Source organism: Streptomyces sp. NPDC050528 (assembly GCF_044457795.1).
Classification (GTDB): domain Bacteria; phylum Actinomycetota; class Actinomycetes; order Streptomycetales; family Streptomycetaceae; genus Streptomyces.
Genome location: NZ_JBITHH010000007.1, coordinates 577,182 through 590,300 on the forward strand (window position 1 = coordinate 577,182; position 13,119 = coordinate 590,300).

Here is a 13,119-nt window from a genome sequence, read left to right on the forward strand (position 1 = left end):
CGTCAGAGTCGCGTCAAGGCCCGGCTTCCGTACGCCCGGAGTCCCTACCGTCGCCACCATGGGACGCCCCGACGACGCACCCGCGTCCGCGCACGACCGCCGATGGAGACGCGACCTGCGCGACACGTCGCGCTGCGCGGGCGCGCTGCTCGGACTCCTGCTGCTCGTCGACCACTTGAGCGGCCGTCTCACCCTGTGGCGCGGCGCGCTGTGGCTGACCCTCGCCGTGCTGCTCTTCGTCGTGCTGTACCCGGCCCGGGTCCGCGCGGGCGAGGGCTGGCTCTCCTCACGCGGGCTGCTGCGCGAGCGCCGCGTCCGCACGGACCGGCTGGTGTCCGTCCGCTGTCTGGACGGGGTCTCTCAACGGCTGGTCCTGCGCGACGAGTTGGGCGGCCGGGTCGAGATCGACCCCGATGTGCTGGTGCACAACCCCGACCTGTGGCACCGCGTCTCCGAGGGCTCCCGCAAGTCGGTGGCCTCCGGCTCGCTCACCTGCGGGGCGACCGCGCTGCGCCGGGTCGCGGAACGCGTCGAGCGCGAGACCGCGGAAACCGTGTTCAAGGTGTCCGGCCTGGAGTAGCGGCCGCGGGCTGGATTCACGGTGTCCGGTCCCGAGTTGGCGTAGTCGCCGCCGTCGGAATTCACAGTGCCCGGTGGGGAGTTGCGGTGCCGACCTGGGGGCTGGGACGGCCGTCGCCGCGTCCGGAGGACTCGCCCCTTCGGCCGCCGGCAAAGACACGACCACGGCCGAGCCGCCCCCAGACCGCCCGACCCGGAACAACGGCCCCCGGTGAATTCACGAGGCCCGGTTCGGAGTTGAGGCGACCGTCGCCGCGTCCGCTTGACTCACCCCTTCGGCCAGCGGCAAAGACACGACCATCGTCAGCCCGCCACCCGGGGTGTCCTCGGGAGTGAGCGTCCCGTTCATCGCCTCGGTGAGGCCGCGCGCGAGGGCCAGGCCCAGCCCGAGCCCGGTGGTGTTGTCCGTGTCGCCGAGCCGCTGGAAGGGCTCAAAGAGGCGCTCGCGTCCGGTAGTTGGGAGACCGGGCCCGCGGTCCACGACCCTCAGCTCCACCCGCCCGCCCAGCGCACTCGCGGTGACCATGACCCGCCGCCCGGCCGGGGTGTGCCGCGCCGCGTTGCCGGCGAGGTTGGCGATCACGCGTTCCAGCAACGGCGGATCGACGAGCACCGGCGGAATCGACTCCACATCACGCAGATCCACATCGGGTACATCGGCGAGGGCCATGGGCAACACCTCCTCCAGGCTCGTGGCCCGCAGGCTCAGCGGCAGGACGCCCGCTTCGAGGCGGCTCAAGTCGAGGAGATTTTCCAGCAGTCGGTTGAGCTTGGCCATGGACTCGTCTGCGGTGGCAAGGAGTTCGTCCCGGTCCTCCGCGGAGAACTCGACATCCCGCCCGCGCAACGAGGTCACGGCCGCCCACCCCGCCGCGAGCGGCGTCCGCAAGTCGTGCCCAACGGCCCGCAGCAGTGCCGTACGCAAGCGGTCGGCGGCCTTCACCGGCTCGATCTCGGCGGCGGCTTCGGCGAGTTGGGCCCGTTCGACGGCGGAGCCGACATGCGCGGCGAAGGCGGCGAGCACCCGCCGTTCCGAGGATGACAGGGTGCGTCCGCGCAGGACCAGATAGGCGCCGGGGCCGGCGGGAACGGTGGTGACACCGACCCCGACTTCATGATCCGGTGGCTCGTCGACGAGCTCCGCCGAGTCCGTGCCGAAGGTCTCCCGCGTGCGTTCCAGCAGCGCCGGGATCGTCTGGCCGCCGCGCACGATGCTGCCCGCGAGGGAGGACATCGTCTCGGCCTCGGCGGTGGCACGCGCCGAGCGCCGGGACAGTCGTAGCGAACGGTCGACGACGGCGGCCACGGTCGCCGCGACCACCGTGAACACCCCTAGCGCCAAAAGGGCGTTGGGGTCGTCCAGGGTGAACTGGCCGATGGGCGGGATGAACCAGTAGTTGAGCAGCAGCGAGGCCGTCACGGACGCGATGACCGCCGAGGCCACGCCGCCTATGCACGCGACCCCGACCACGGCGAGCAGGAACAGCAGGGCCTCGCTGGTGAGGTTGACCGTGCCGCGCACCTGGGCGAGGCCGACGGTGAGCAGCACCGGCAGCACAAGTCCCGCCACGGGACCGGCAATTAGGCGTGCGGTCGAGAGCGTACGGCGGCGGGAGGGCAGGAGGGTGCCGCGGCCCGCCCGCTCGTGCGTGACCCGATGGACGTCGATGTCACCGCTCAGTTCCGTGACCGTCTCGCCCGTGCCGGGACCGGTCAGGAACCGCTCAAGTCGGCCTCTGCGGCTGGTGCCCAGGACGAGTTGGGTCGCGTTCTCGGTGCGGGCGAAGTCGACCAGGGCGGTGGCGACGCCGTCGCCGACCACCGAGTGGTAGCTGCCGCCGAGGTCCTCGACGAGGCGCCGCTGCCGGGCGAGCGAGGCGTGGGACACCCCGGCGGCTAGTCCATCGCTGCGGGCCACGTGCACGGCAAGCAGATCGCCGCCGGCGGACCGGTCGGCGATGCGGGCCGCGCGCCGGATCAGCGTGTCGCCCTCCGGGCCGCCGGTGAGGGCGACGACCACCCGCTCGCGGGTCTCCCACACCCCGCCGATCGCATGCTCGGCGCGGTACGTGTGCAGGGCCTCGTCGACCCGGTCGGCGACCCACAGCAGCGCCAACTGCCGTAGGGCGGTGAGGTTTCCGGGCCGGAAGTAGTTGGCGAGGGCCGCGTCGATCTTCTCCGGTGTGTAGATGTTGCCGTGCGCCATGCGCCGCCGCAGTCCCTCGGGCGGCATGTCGATCAACTCGATCTCCCGGGCCCGTCGTACGACGTCGTCGGGCACCGTCTCGTGCTGCGGGACCCCGGTGATCTTCTCGACGACGTCCTTGAGGGAGGCCAGGTGCTGCACGTTGACGGCGGTGACGACGTCGATGCCGGCGGCGAGCAGCACGTCGATGTCCTGCCAGCGCTTGGCGTTGCGTCCGCCGCCCGGGACGTTGCTGTGCGCGAACTCGTCGACGACGGCGACCTCGGGACGGCGCGCGAGCACCGCGGGGAGGTCCATTTCCTCGAAGTACCCACCCCGGTAAGCACATTGGGCCCGGGGCACCACCTCCAGGCCGTCGAGCATCGCCTCGGTCAGCGGTCGCCCGTGGCACTCGGCGAACCCCACCACCACATCGGCGCCGCGAGCGGCCCGGCGCCGTGCCTCGTCGAGCATGCGGTAGGTCTTGCCGACACCCGGGGCCGCCCCGAGGTAGACCTTCAGTCGCCCGCGTCGTACGTCGTTCATCGCCTCCCAGACAAGCGCCCCGCAGCGCGTCAGGCAGGCTTCTTGACGCGTCTCTGGCGCCGCCCGCGAGGACGTTGACACTGTCTTGACGGCATCCGGCCGGGTTAGGGTGAGCGCGGTGTGCCGGGAAGTCTGGTCGGCGGGGAGTCCGCATGGGCTCGTCCAAGACCACAAGGGGACGGCATGCGCGGCGTCGGTACGGTTCTGGCACTCGTGGTACTCGCGACGCTGGTGGCGACGTTCGCCCGCCGCTGGCGGATCCCCGCACCCTCCCTCCTCGTGGTCGCCGGTCTCGCCGTGGCGCTGCTGCCGGGCACTCCGTCGATCGAGATCAGCCCGGACGTGATCGGCCTGGTCGTCCTCCCACCCCTCCTCTACGCCAGCGCCGAGGACATGTCGTGGCGCGAGCTGAAGGCGGTGTGGAAGCCGGTCGGGATCCTCGCGATCGGCCTGGTCCTCGCGTCCGCGGCGGCGGTCGGCTGGGTGGCGTCGACGGTCACCCCCCTCTCCTGGCAGATGGCGTTCGTACTCGGCGCGGTCCTCGCCAGCACCGACCCGGTCGCCGTCACCGCGCTCGGCCGCCGGCTCGCGCTGCCGCCCCGGGTACAGGTCCTCGTCCAGGCGGAGTCCCTCTTCAACGACGCCACCTCACTCGTCCTGTTCCGGGTCGCGGTGACCATCGCCGTGACGTCGGCGGCGGCCAACTGGGGTTCGGCGGGCGGGGAGTTCGTCGTCCTCGCGGGCGGCGGCACGGTCATCGGAGCGGCCGTGGCCTACGTCGTCACCCTGATCCGCCGACGCACCGAGGACCCGGTCCTGGAGACGGTGATCTCCCTGGTCACCCCGTACGCGGCCTACGTCTTGGCAGAGGGCGCCCACACGTCCGGCGTAACGTCGGTCGTAGTGGCGGGAGTTGTCCTGGGCGGCCGCGGCGACCGCCTCACCAACGCCCGCATCCGGCTCCAACTGCACGCCGTCTACGGCACGGTGGTGTTCCTGCTGGAGAGCGTGGTGTTCTCGTTGATCGGCCTCGCGCTCCCCGCGCAGGTCCGGGCCCTGTCCGACGGCGACCGCGCATGGCCCCTGTACGCGCTCGCGGTGGCGGGCACCCTGATCGCCGTACGCCTGCTGTGGCTGGCGCCGCTGTCGGCGGTGGTCCAGCGCAAGGGCGGGGTACACAGGGTGAATTGGCGAGTCCCGATGGTCCTGACCTGGGCGGGCACCCGAGGCGTCCTCCCACTGGCGGCGGCCCTGTCGATCCCCGAGGTCACCAAGACCGGCACCACCCTGCCCGACCGCCCCCTGGTCCTGGTCCTCACCACATCGGTCGTGGTCGTCACCTTGGTCGTCCAGGGCTTCACGCTCGCGCCGGTCGTCCGCCGCTCCGGAATCGCCCTCGAACCCGACCACACGGAACGCGAAGAGGCCTCCGCCCGCTGCCGGTTGGCCGACGCGGGCATCCGCCGCCTCGACGAACTCGCCGAGCTGGAAGCGGTCCCTGACGTCGTCCTCGACCGCCTCCGCCGCGGCCTCAACGCCCGCCTCGACGACGCCCGAGACCGCCTCTCCGACAACACCACCCAAGCGGCCCACGCGGAGTCGGCCGACCTGGTCTACCGCCAACTCCGCCGCGACCTCATCGCCGTAGAAACAGTCGAACTACAGCGCCTCTACGACGACCACGCCATCAGCGACACGACACGTCGACGACTCCAGCGGTCATTGGACCTGGAGGAGGCGCGGCTGGCGGACGCGTGAGTCACCGGAACTCCGCGAGCCGCGCCGGCAACCCGAGGACGGTGAGCGCGGCTGCCGCGGGAAGGTTCCGAGCGCGAAAGGCAACAGCTCGCCGCCGTCAAAGCCAAACGGGCCCGCACGACCCCACCCCGGCCCCCGCCAACATCCAGGGGCGCGGGGAACTGCGCGACCAGCCACAACGAGCCCGCACCCGCCCCTCAACAGACCCCCCACCCCCCTGTGCGACAAAACCCCCAGCCCCCCGTAACGCTGGGTATCCACCACCCCCGCCCATCCCCCCGCACCCCCCATACAGCCCAACGCGCCCCCAACCAGCCCCATCCCCCCTTTCCTGATGCGCCCCCTCCACCAACCCGTCCAGTCTTAACGCAAGATTGACGCCCATCGCCCCAACATCCATGGGCCCACGCGTCACTCTCCGCTTACGCTGGTGCCGCCGTCCGCGTGATGGCCAAAGCCCACACGCTGACCCGCACTCCAGGAGCACGCCGATGGCCACCACCGAACACCCTCCCAGTCGTATGCGCGCCTGGATGCTGGAGGGCCTGGCCGACATGGGCAAGGGCGGCCACCGCACCACACAGGCCGCCCCGGAACCGGAGCAGCACGTCCACCAGGGCCAACGCTGGTGGCGGGTGATGTGCCTGACTGGCGTCGACTACTTCTCCACCCTCGGCTACCAGCCCGGCATCGCGGCCCTCGCCGCCGGCCTGCTCTCCCCCGTCGCGACGATCGTGCTCGTGATCGTCACCCTGGCCGGCGCCCTCCCCGTGTACCGCCGCGTCGCCGAGGAGAGCCCGCACGGCGAGGGCTCCATCGCGATGCTGGAACGCCTGCTGTCGTTCTGGAAGGGCAAGCTGTTCGTCCTGACCCTGCTCGGGTTCGCGGCGACGGACTTCCTCATCACGATCACCCTGTCGGCGGCGGACGCCTCCACCCACCTCGTGGAGAACCCGCACCTGACGAGCGTGCTGCACGACAAGCAGATGCTGATCACGCTGATCCTGGTTGCCCTGCTCGGCGCGGTGTTCCTCAAGGGCTTCCTGGAGGCGATCGGCGTCGCCGTGTACCTGGTCGCGGCCTACCTCAGCCTCAACGTCGTCGTCGTGATCGTCGGCATGTGGCACGTGGTCACCCACGGGCACGTGGTCACCGACTGGAGCAGCGCCCTGACCACCGAGCACGGCAACGTCTTCGCGATGATCGGCGTCTCCCTGCTGGTCTTCCCCAAGCTCGCGCTCGGCCTCTCCGGTTTCGAGACCGGCGTGGCCGTCATGCCGCACGTCGAGGGCGACCCGGACGACACCCACGAGAACCCCAAGGGCCGTATCCGCGACACGAAGAAGCTGCTGACGACGGCCGCGCTCATCATGAGCGTGTTCCTGATCGCGACCAGCTTCATCACGACGGTGCTGATCCCGGAGAAGGAGTTCAAGGCGGGCGGCCAGGCCAACGGCCGCGCGCTCGCCTATCTCGCGCACGAGTACCTGGGCAACGCCTTCGGCACGGTCTACGACCTCTCGACCATCGCCATCCTGTGGTTCGCCGGCGCCTCCGCGATGGCCGGCCTCCTGAACCTCATGCCGCGCTACCTGCCCCGCTACGGCATGGCCCCGCACTGGGCCCGCGCGGTCCGCCCGATGGTGATCGTCTTCACCCTGATCGCGTTCCTGGTCACCTGGATCTTCGACGCCAGCGTCGACGCCCAGGGCGGCGCCTACGCCACCGGCGTCCTCGTCCTCATGTCCTCGGCCGCGATCGCGGTCACCATCGCGGCCCGCCGCGCCCAGCAGCGCAACTGGACCGTCGTCTTCGGCATCGTCTCCGCGGTCCTCCTCTACGTCACCGTCGTGAACGTCATCGAACGCCCCGACGGTGTGAAGATCGGCGCCTGCTTCATCGCCGGCATCATCCTGGTCTCCCTGCTGTCCCGGCTGGCCCGAGCCTTCGAACTCCGGGTGACGAGCGTGCAGTTGGATCCCATGGCGGAACGATTCATCCGTGACATGGCCAGCCGGAAGATCCGCTTCGTCGCCAACGAGCCCGACCGGCGCGACAAGGCCGAGTACCGGGAGAAGATCGAGCAGATCCGCAACGACAACGACATCCCCGGCGAGGACTTCGTCTTCGTGGAGGTGACGGTCCTGGACGCCTCCGAGTTCGAGGCGGGCCTGACGGTACGCGGCGAGGTCCTGCACGGCCGCTACCGCGTCCTGACCCTGGAGTCGTCCTCCATCCCGAACGCCCTGGCCGCCCTGATGCTCCACGTCCGCGACTCGACGGGCCGTATCCCGCACATGTACTTCGAGTGGACCGAGGGCAATCCGTTCGCCAACTTCCTTCGCTTCTTCCTCTTCGGCCAGGGCGAGGTCGCCCCGGTCACCCGAGAGGTCCTGCGCGAGGCGGAGCCGGACCGGGCTCGGCGGCCGCGCGTGCACACCGGCTGACCGGCACACCGCGCCCGGGGATGCACACCGGCGACCGTTCGGGACCGCCCGAGCCGACCTCACCGTAAGAGGCGCGACAAAATCCGGTCCCGGTGTGTAAGAGCCCCGTCAGCGGCCCCCGCGGCGCGCTGTCCGCGGCCTAGCGTCGGCGTCATGCGGCACAGCACCCTCCCACCGGACCCGGCCGGCGACCGCCACTGGCGTGGCGACGCCCGGCTGGCGACGGGCTGCGCGCTCGGCTTCCTCGTCCTGACCCTGCTGGTCGACGGGGAAGCCGGAACCCTCACCCTGACCCGCGCGCTGCTGTGGTTCGCCCTGTCGGCGACGCTCTTCGTCGTCCTGTTGCCGCACCGCGTCACCGCGGGCCCCGGCTGGCTCACCGTGGACAGCCCGCTCCTGCGACGCACGGTGCACACGGACGCGCTGACCGTCGTACGGCAGTACGGCGATGTCTCCGCGCGCCTGGTCCTCCGGGACACGTACGGACAATGGCTCGAACTGGACCCCCGTGTCCTGGTCGCCAACCCCCTGCTCTGGCACGAGCTGGACACGGGCATGCGGCGTTCGATGGAGCGCGGCACGCTGCGCCAGGGCACCGATGTCCGGCGTCACCTGGGTCATCTGATCGACGACGAGACCGCCCGGTCGGTCCTCAGGGCGTCGGGGATTTCCTGACCGCGCGCCGCGTCCGGCGGATCACGACCTTGCCGAAGCCCAGTTGCCCGGCGACCTCGATCCGCAGCTCGACCGGAGCCCCGACATCACCCGGCCCGCGCATCTTGACCTTGCTGTAGTTGAGCACCAGGGATTCGGTGTCGACCGCGATGCCCGGCGGCAGCACCAGCCGCAGCGCACCGAGGTGCATGTCCAGGTCGATGCGGAGCGTGGGCTGGGTGATCACCGCCTGCGTGAAGTCGAGGGTCACATCGCCCAGGCGCGACTGGATCTCCAGCCGGCGCGGCACCACCCAGCCGTCACCGCGTCGCGTAGAGCCGCCGTTCTGCTCGATGCGGGCGACATCCTTCACCTCGACTGGGATCGAGCCCGCCACCACCGGCAGGTCGGCCGTGAGCACCGCCAACTCCCCCATCGTGCGGGCGGTCAGCGCCGCCTCGACGCGCTCGTCGAGCTCCTCGGCGGTCAGCCTGCCGTCACCCGCCGCCCCGGTCAGCGCCTCCACGACGCGGTCCCGGTCCGCATGCGAGGCCCGCAACCCGGTCGTGCTCACCAGCTCACCCGACATACCCTCACCCCGATCGACGGACTGACGCTATATCGCGTTATACCCCAGAGCCAACCCCCCGTCCACCGCATCGCGTTTCTGGCCCTAGGGTGACGCCTATGCAGTCCTACACAATCGGCCAGGCGGCGCGGCTGCTCGGCGTGAGCCCGGACACCGCGCGCCGGTGGGCGGACGCGGGCCGGGTGACGACCCACCGCGACGAGGGCGGCCGTCGCCTCATCGACGGGGTCGATCTCGCCGCGTTCTCGGTCGAGTTGGCGAAGGCGGGCGGTGTCGAGGAGGACCCCTCCTACACCTCGGTGCGCAACGCGTTCCCCGGCATCGTCACCGCGATCAAGCTCGGCGACGTCGCCGCCCAGGTCGAGATCCAGGCGGGCCCGCACCGACTCGTCTCCCTGCTGACCCGCGAGGCCGTCGAGGAACTCGGCCTGGAGGTGGGCATGGAGGCCACGGCCCGCGTGAAGTCGACGAACGTGCACATCGACCGGGTGTGAGGCGGGCGGCGACCTCCGTCCGTCACCGCGTCACTTGTTGACCGAGTAGGAGTGCGCGCCGGTCCCCGCCAACGCGCCCCCGTCCACGATCAGATACTCGTCCCGGATCGGCCGCCCCGCGAAGAACGCCTCCAGGATCTCCCGCGTCCCCGCCGCGTACCGGGCCTGCGCCGACAGCGACGAACCGGAGATGTGCGGGGTCATCCCGTGGTGCGGCATGGTGCGCCACGGGTGGTCCGCCGGAGCGGGCTGCGGGAACCACACGTCACCGGCGTACCCCGCCAACTGCCCACTGCGCAGGGCCCGTTCGACGGCATCCCGGTCCACGATCTTCGCCCGCGCGGTGTTGATGAGATACGCCCCGCGCTTCATCTGCGCGAGCAGCTTGTCCCCGAACAGCCCCTCGGTCTCCGGGTGCAGCGGCGCGTTGATGGTCACGACGTCGCAGTGCGGGACCATGTCCTCGGCGCTCTCGTGCCAAGTGAGCCCCAACTCCCGTTCCACGTCCTCGGGAAGCCGGTGCCGGTCGGTGTAGTGCAGCTTGACGTCGAAGGGCGCGAGCCGCCGCAGCACCGCGAGCCCGATCCGCCCGGCGGCGACCGTCCCGACGTGCATGCCTTCGAGGTCGTACGAACGGGCCACGCAGTCCGCGATGTTCCAGCCGCCGTCGAGCACGACCTGGTGGGACGGCAGGTAGTTGCGCACGAGGGACAGCGTCATCATCACGACGTGCTCGGCGACGCTGATGCTGTTGCAGTACGTCACTTCGGCGACCGTCACGCCGTGCGAGATCGCCGAGTCGAGGTCGACGTGGTCGGAGCCGATGCCGGCGGTGACCGCGAGCTTGAGGTTCTTGGCGGCGGCGATGCGCTCCGGGGTGAGGTACGCGGGCCAGAACGGCTGCGAGATCACGATGTCGGCGTCGACCAGTTCCCGGTCGAAGACCGAGCCCTCGCCGTCCTTGTCAGAGGTGACGACAAGGGTGTGCCCGGCCGCCTCCAGGTAGGCGCGCAGGCCGAGTTCACCGGAAACGCTGCCGAGGAGATGCCCCGGGGTGAAGTCGACCGCCTCGGGGGTGGGGGTGGTCTGGCCGCCCGGATAGTGGTCGATCACCGGCAGGTCGTCGCGGGCGTACGAGGTCGGGTAACCGTCGGTGGGGTCGTCGTACAGGACACAGAGAACCTTGGCCATGTCGCGGCTCCTCAACTCCGTTGTCGGAAGGTGAACTTCACGATCCTCGGGGTCGATCGCCCTGGTCAAAGCGAACGTTGCTATGTCCGGATAGCCCGCGGCTATGAGCGACTGTCAGCGTCCGTCGCCGCCCAGGTAGGTGTGCAGCAGTTCGTCGAGCGCGTCCCGTACGCCCGCCTCCCTGGCCACCTTCAACAGCGCCTCCGCCAGCACCGATTGGGGCTCACTGCGGGCGACGACCAGTCCGACCCGGGGACCGTGCGCCGGCCCCTTCAGCGGTACGACCCTCATCCCCTCCGGTACGTCGAACATGTGCAGCCACGCATGCGAGATCACGCTCGACCAACGGCCCCCGGGCAACAGGGTGTAGAGCCCGGCGACGCTGTCCGACTCGATCGCCGGGGAGGCCGTCGCGCCCTCGGCGGCGAAGCACTCGTCGATGATCCGGCGGTTGCGCATCCGCGAGTTGAGCAGGCAGAGGGGAAGGGTCGCCGCCTGGGCCCAACTGGCCTTGGAGACACCGGCAAGTGGCCCGTCGACGGGCGTGAGGAGGACATACCGCTCCTCGTAGAGCGGGAGGCGGCGGACGTTGCGCAGGGTGTCGTCGTCCAGGTACGTCATCGCCGCGTCCAGCTCGAACTCGGCGAGCCCCTGCGTGATGCCGACGGACGACAGCGACTCCAGGGCGACCTTGGCCCGGGGATGCCGTACGCAGAACGGGGTGGTGAGGAGGGAGGCGGCGGGCAGCGCGGTCGGCACCACACCGAGCCGCAGCGTGCCGGTCAGTCCACCCCGCAACGCGGACAACTCCTGGTGCAGCGCGTCCCGTTCGGCCAGGATGCGGTGCGCCCAGGCCAGCACCACCTCACCCTCCGGGGTCAGCCCCTCGTACCGTCTGCCGCGTCGCACGATCGGCACGTCCAACTCGTGCTCCAGGCGCCGGATCGCCGCCGACAGCGAGGGCTGCGAGACGTAGCAGGCCGCCGCGGCGCGCGCGAAGTGCCGCTCACGGGCGAGCGCGACCAGGTACTCCAGCTGACGCAGCAGCACGCCCGACCTCCCCTGGAATGGTGGAACCTGGCATGGCGGAACCTGGCATGTTGGACCACTGAACGTGCAGGTTAGGCGCTGTCCGTCCGGCACAACAGGGCCGCCCACAGGTCGAGGCGGTCGTAGAGGCGGGAGAGGTCACGGCCGGTGAAGTGCTCGATGCGCCCGATGCGGTAGTGCACGGAGTTGACGTGCAGATGCAGCGCCTCCGCCGTCCGCGCCCAGGAACCGTCACAGGCGAGGAAGGTCTCCAGGGTCTCCAACAGCACGGCGTTGGACCGCAGTTCACCCAGCACGGTCCGGCTGTAGGCGGTACGGACCTCGGCCGGAACACCGGTGAGCAGCGCGTCGAGTCCCGTGAGCGTCGCGGCATCGGTGAGCACGGAGCCACCCGCAGCAGCGGTGCTCCGCGCCGAGGCGAGCGCGTAACGCGCCTCCGCCAACGCCCCGTTGAGCGCCTGAGCGGTGTCGACGGGTGCGCCGGTCCCGCCGTAGAGCGGCACGGCCGGTTCGGCCCCGGCGACGAGCGGCCACACCTCGTGCAGCGCGTCGGCCTCGGCGCCTCCGGCCACAACCGCGAACGCGACCCCGTCCGGCAACCTCCCCACAGCACCCGCGACCGCCGTACCGCCCGGCACCGCATGCGCGACGACCTCCGCCAACGCCCCCTCCCCCAGCCCCGCCCGCCGCGCCCCGGTCTCCGCGACAAGCACCCGGTACGGCCCGTCGTCCGGCAACCCACAGGCCCGTAGCGCAGCCACCACAGCCGCACCATCGACACCCGGCACAGCGAGCAACGCCCCCAACTCATCGGCCGTCTGCCGCTCTTCGGCCCGCGCCCGCACCCGCGCCTCCTGACAACGCCCGAGAACGGAGGCCAACTCGTGCACCATGCGCGGCGGCGCGTCGTCGGGGTCGGGAAGGTAGAGGTGCCAACGCTCGTACGGCGAGACCCCGTCGGCATCCACGGGCACGGCCTCCCCCAGCAGCCCGGCCGCCTTCTCCACCGGTATCGCGGAGGCCACCGGCGTCGCCGCGACCATCCGCCCGGAGGGCGTGAGGACATACGCGACGGCCCGTTCGAGGTGAGCGAAAGCGGTCGCGACGATGGCTTCCGGCCCCGCCCCCTGCGCGGCCATCCGGCTCAGCCGCCCCCGCACGTTCTCCGGCAGCGGGTGCCGACGGCTCAACTCGCCCCACCGCCCGAGGTACACCGTGTCGGTGATCGCGCGGAACATGATGTGCGCCGGCACGGCGGCCACCGGCACCCCGTGCCGCACACACGCCTCGACGAGATCGTCCGGCACCGAGCCGTGCGTCTCCTCCCCGGCGAGCAGCGCGGCGGCCCCCGCACCACGCAGCGCGGACACGAACCGCTCGGCCCGCGCGGGCCCGTCCTCGGCCGACCACCACACGAGCCCGCTCAGCACGACCTCGTCCCGCCGCACAAAACGCGCGGGGTCCTCCAGGTCGGTCACGGTCACTCCGCTGATCTCCCGGGCCAGCTGGGCGTCCTCGGCCCACAGCAGGCGCAGGCCGAGTGACTCGTCCTGAAGAAGGTGTTCGACGTGCATGGTTCCGGCTCCTCGTATCTCGCATTCGCCAGGTGAATGCGAGTGATTGCAT

Annotated in this window: 10 protein-coding genes; 5 read left to right on the top strand and 5 right to left on the bottom strand. The window is 71.0% G+C overall.

The window, feature by feature from the left end:
• Positions 1-58 precede the first annotated feature (58 nt).
• Positions 59-580 (top strand): hypothetical protein, encoded by a 522-nt coding sequence (locus tag ACIBK4_RS26550; protein WP_398998199.1) that lies wholly within the window; start codon positions 59-61, stop codon positions 578-580.
• Positions 581-796: 216 nt separating this feature from the next.
• Here ACIBK4_RS26550 and ACIBK4_RS26555 read toward each other — a convergent pair whose 3' ends face one another.
• Positions 797-3,310, bottom strand: a complete 2,514-nt coding sequence (locus tag ACIBK4_RS26555) for an ATP-binding protein (protein WP_398998201.1) — start codon at positions 3,308-3,310, stop codon at positions 797-799.
• Between the two features lie 183 nt (positions 3,311-3,493).
• Between ACIBK4_RS26555 and ACIBK4_RS26560 the strand changes: the two genes are divergently transcribed.
• The 3 genes from ACIBK4_RS26560 (at position 3,494) to ACIBK4_RS26570 (ending at position 8,190) form a co-directional block, all read left to right on the top strand.
• The gene (locus tag ACIBK4_RS26560; protein WP_398998204.1) at positions 3,494-5,068 is read left to right on the top strand and encodes a Na+/H+ antiporter; all 1,575 of its coding nucleotides are present in this window, start codon (positions 3,494-3,496) and stop codon (positions 5,066-5,068) included.
• A gap of 491 nt (positions 5,069-5,559) precedes the next feature.
• Positions 5,560-7,515 (top strand): amino acid transporter, encoded by a 1,956-nt coding sequence (locus tag ACIBK4_RS26565; RefSeq protein ID WP_398998206.1) that lies wholly within the window; start codon positions 5,560-5,562, stop codon positions 7,513-7,515.
• 153 nt (positions 7,516-7,668) lie between these two features.
• Complete coding sequence (locus tag ACIBK4_RS26570; protein WP_398998208.1) at positions 7,669-8,190, top strand: hypothetical protein; 522 nt, start codon at positions 7,669-7,671, stop codon at positions 8,188-8,190.
• Here the strand turns inward: ACIBK4_RS26570 and ACIBK4_RS26575 are convergent.
• Complete coding sequence (locus tag ACIBK4_RS26575) at positions 8,168-8,758, bottom strand: DUF1707 domain-containing protein (RefSeq protein WP_398998210.1); 591 nt, start codon at positions 8,756-8,758, stop codon at positions 8,168-8,170. The two genes, ACIBK4_RS26570 and ACIBK4_RS26575, sit on opposite strands and share 23 nt — an antisense overlap.
• A gap of 98 nt (positions 8,759-8,856) precedes the next feature.
• On the opposite strand from ACIBK4_RS26575, the gene ACIBK4_RS26580 reads away from it, so the two are divergent.
• On the top strand, positions 8,857-9,252 hold the full coding sequence (locus ACIBK4_RS26580) for a helix-turn-helix transcriptional regulator (RefSeq protein ID WP_318015057.1): 396 nt from the start codon (positions 8,857-8,859) through the stop codon (positions 9,250-9,252).
• A 30-nt stretch (positions 9,253-9,282) separates the two neighbouring features.
• On the opposite strand, the gene ACIBK4_RS26585 is transcribed toward ACIBK4_RS26580, so the two are convergent.
• From ACIBK4_RS26585 to ACIBK4_RS26595, 3 genes are all read right to left on the bottom strand, one after another.
• Positions 9,283-10,443, bottom strand: coding sequence for an NAD-dependent formate dehydrogenase (locus ACIBK4_RS26585; RefSeq protein WP_366435415.1), 1,161 nt, complete (start codon positions 10,441-10,443; stop codon positions 9,283-9,285).
• A 114-nt stretch (positions 10,444-10,557) separates the two neighbouring features.
• Complete coding sequence (locus tag ACIBK4_RS26590; RefSeq protein ID WP_398998213.1) at positions 10,558-11,493, bottom strand: LysR substrate-binding domain-containing protein; 936 nt, start codon at positions 11,491-11,493, stop codon at positions 10,558-10,560.
• A gap of 71 nt (positions 11,494-11,564) precedes the next feature.
• Positions 11,565-13,067: a helix-turn-helix domain-containing protein gene (locus tag ACIBK4_RS26595; protein WP_398998215.1), complete on the bottom strand. Its 1,503-nt coding sequence runs from the start codon at positions 13,065-13,067 to the stop codon at positions 11,565-11,567.
• Between the last annotated feature and the right edge of the window lie 52 nt (positions 13,068-13,119).

Coding starts and splice junctions, on each gene's coding strand:
- ACIBK4_RS26570 (WP_398998208.1), top strand. CDS start 7,669: ATGCGGCACAGCACCCTCCCACCGGACCCGGCCGGCGACCGCCACTGG.
- ACIBK4_RS26595 (WP_398998215.1), bottom strand. CDS start 13,067: ATGCACGTCGAACACCTTCTTCAGGACGAGTCACTCGGCCTGCGCCTG.
- ACIBK4_RS26585 (WP_366435415.1), bottom strand. CDS start 10,443: ATGGCCAAGGTTCTCTGTGTCCTGTACGACGACCCCACCGACGGTTAC.
- ACIBK4_RS26565 (WP_398998206.1), top strand. CDS start 5,560: ATGGCCACCACCGAACACCCTCCCAGTCGTATGCGCGCCTGGATGCTG.
- ACIBK4_RS26560 (WP_398998204.1), top strand. CDS start 3,494: ATGCGCGGCGTCGGTACGGTTCTGGCACTCGTGGTACTCGCGACGCTG.
- ACIBK4_RS26575 (WP_398998210.1), bottom strand. CDS start 8,758: ATGTCGGGTGAGCTGGTGAGCACGACCGGGTTGCGGGCCTCGCATGCG.
- ACIBK4_RS26550 (WP_398998199.1), top strand. CDS start 59: ATGGGACGCCCCGACGACGCACCCGCGTCCGCGCACGACCGCCGATGG.
- ACIBK4_RS26555 (WP_398998201.1), bottom strand. CDS start 3,310: ATGAACGACGTACGACGCGGGCGACTGAAGGTCTACCTCGGGGCGGCC.
- ACIBK4_RS26580 (WP_318015057.1), top strand. CDS start 8,857: ATGCAGTCCTACACAATCGGCCAGGCGGCGCGGCTGCTCGGCGTGAGC.